Origin of the sequence: uncultured Maritalea sp., from assembly GCF_937139385.1 — a bacterium.
GTDB classification, from domain to species: Bacteria; Pseudomonadota; Alphaproteobacteria; order Rhizobiales; family Devosiaceae; genus Maritalea; species Maritalea porphyrae_A.
This window is the reverse complement of record NZ_CAKZPW010000338.1, coordinates 1-1,803: the sequence shown is the minus strand read 5'-3', so window position 1 is coordinate 1,803 and position 1,803 is coordinate 1. Positions and strand designations below refer to the sequence as shown.

1 protein-coding gene is annotated in these 1,803 nt (G+C 49.9%); it reads left to right on the top strand.

All coding sequences use genetic code 11. From position 1 onward, the window contains the following. Nucleotides 1-159 precede the first annotated feature (159 nt). The coding region (locus Q0231_RS13765; RefSeq protein ID WP_299348220.1) for an AsmA family protein at nt 160-1,803 on the top strand (1,644 nt) is incomplete at its 3' end.

The window sequence follows — 1,803 nt, the reverse complement described above, 5'->3', positions numbered from 1 at the left end:
CCAGGCCAGATAGCGTTGCACCCAACGGTAGACGACACGACAAATTAGACGGGCGTTTTTTGCCATAATCTTGCGCGATCCCCCTTAAAACCGCACTTGAACACCCTTCGGTGATAGGCCCGTTTGGCGTATTAGTGCAAGGGTAAATGGGATAAAGGTGTGATTTCAAATGCCAAATTGCAGATTTTACGACAATTTGGGGTGACGAATGATGCGCAAACGCATAGGATTTTGCATGGTTCCAGAATTGCTGCGGTCAGTTCGTTGTTAAATCGGGTTTATATAGTAATTGGTGTTGTTCTCATATTGCTGCTCACGGCAGCATTTGTGGTGCCGCGTCTTTATGACTGGTCGCCTTATCGCCAGCGAATGGAGCAAATAGCTTCTGATGCGTTGGGGACAGATGTTCGGATCAATGGCGATCTTTCGTTCGTCTTATTGCCACAACCACAAATGGTCATGTCCCAAGTGGCTGTTGGACCAACCGACTCTCCAATACTGCAGATTGAACGTGTTGATGCACATTTGGCGTTGATGCAGTTCTTGCGCGATCAATATGATGTGCAAAAATTGGTTTTGGATACCCCCTCATTCCATTTGCGTATTGCCCAAGATGGCGGATTAGAACTGCCCTTGGCACTGGCGCAAAATGGTGGGCGCGACAATGTTGCGATTGAAGATGCGCAAATCATCAATGGTTCGTTTTTGCTTAGCGATACCCGCGCCGATGAACATTGGCTGGTGGAGAGCGTAAAAGGTAAATTGAGCGCTGCGGCTATGCGCGGGCCGTTTGAGTTTACTGGATCAGGACGGTTGGACGAAAACGAGTTGGCGCTTCGTATCAACACTTCAGATCTGAATGAGCGCGGTGATATCCGAATAAGCACTTTTGTTTCGCCATCCGATAAATCATTTTCGCTGTCCACAGAGGGTTTATTAACAACCGCATCGTTGTCTCCATTTTTTGATGGCGAGTTGACCTTGCGCATTACGCCGCAAAATCTGGCGGAAAACGAAGTGCGCGGCGACATGATTTTGGATGGCAAGGTGCAATTGTCCCCGGATCGCTTCAAGTTGACCGAGTATACGCTGCAGCCAGACGAAAACCGGGCGGGCACCCGTTTGACGGGGGCGGTGGATGTGCGGCTTGGTGAAAATCGAGAATTTGATGTTGTGCTGTCGGGCGGTGTTGTGCCTTTGCTCCCTGACGATGCGCTAAGTGCAACGGCCGACGACCCTTATGCACTTGTGTCTCTGCTTTCCCAATTACCCGCGCCGCCGGCGCTGGGCAATGTTTCGGGCCATGTGTCCGTTGATGTAACAGAATTGGGCCTAAAGGCATTGGGCCTTAGAAATGTTTTGCTTGATGCCAAAACAGATGGTCAAAACTGGACGGTTGAGAGCTTTAGCGCAAAATTGCCCGGCGACACTTTGCTTAGTCTGTCTGGCGAGTTGATAAGTGCCCAAGGGAACGCCGCGTTTGATGGCAGGTTTTCGATGGAAACCGAACGGTTGGATGCTTTGGCTCGTTCGTGGCGTGCTTTTGGTGAAACAAACCCCTTGTTTGGCGCAAAAGCGAGCTTGGTTGGTGATGTGGACTTCTCCAATTCGGGCGCCACTTTTTCAAACCTCAATCTCAATCTGGATGGATTTGAGGCGACGGGAAAAGTGGACTGGCGCGAAGAGAATAAACGTCTGCTTTCAATCAATGCTGACTTTGGTGCCTTTGATGATTTGGCCACAGCACAACTTATCGGGTTGTTGCCTGATCCCAACCGACCAAGGAAGTTTAACAGCAGCTTT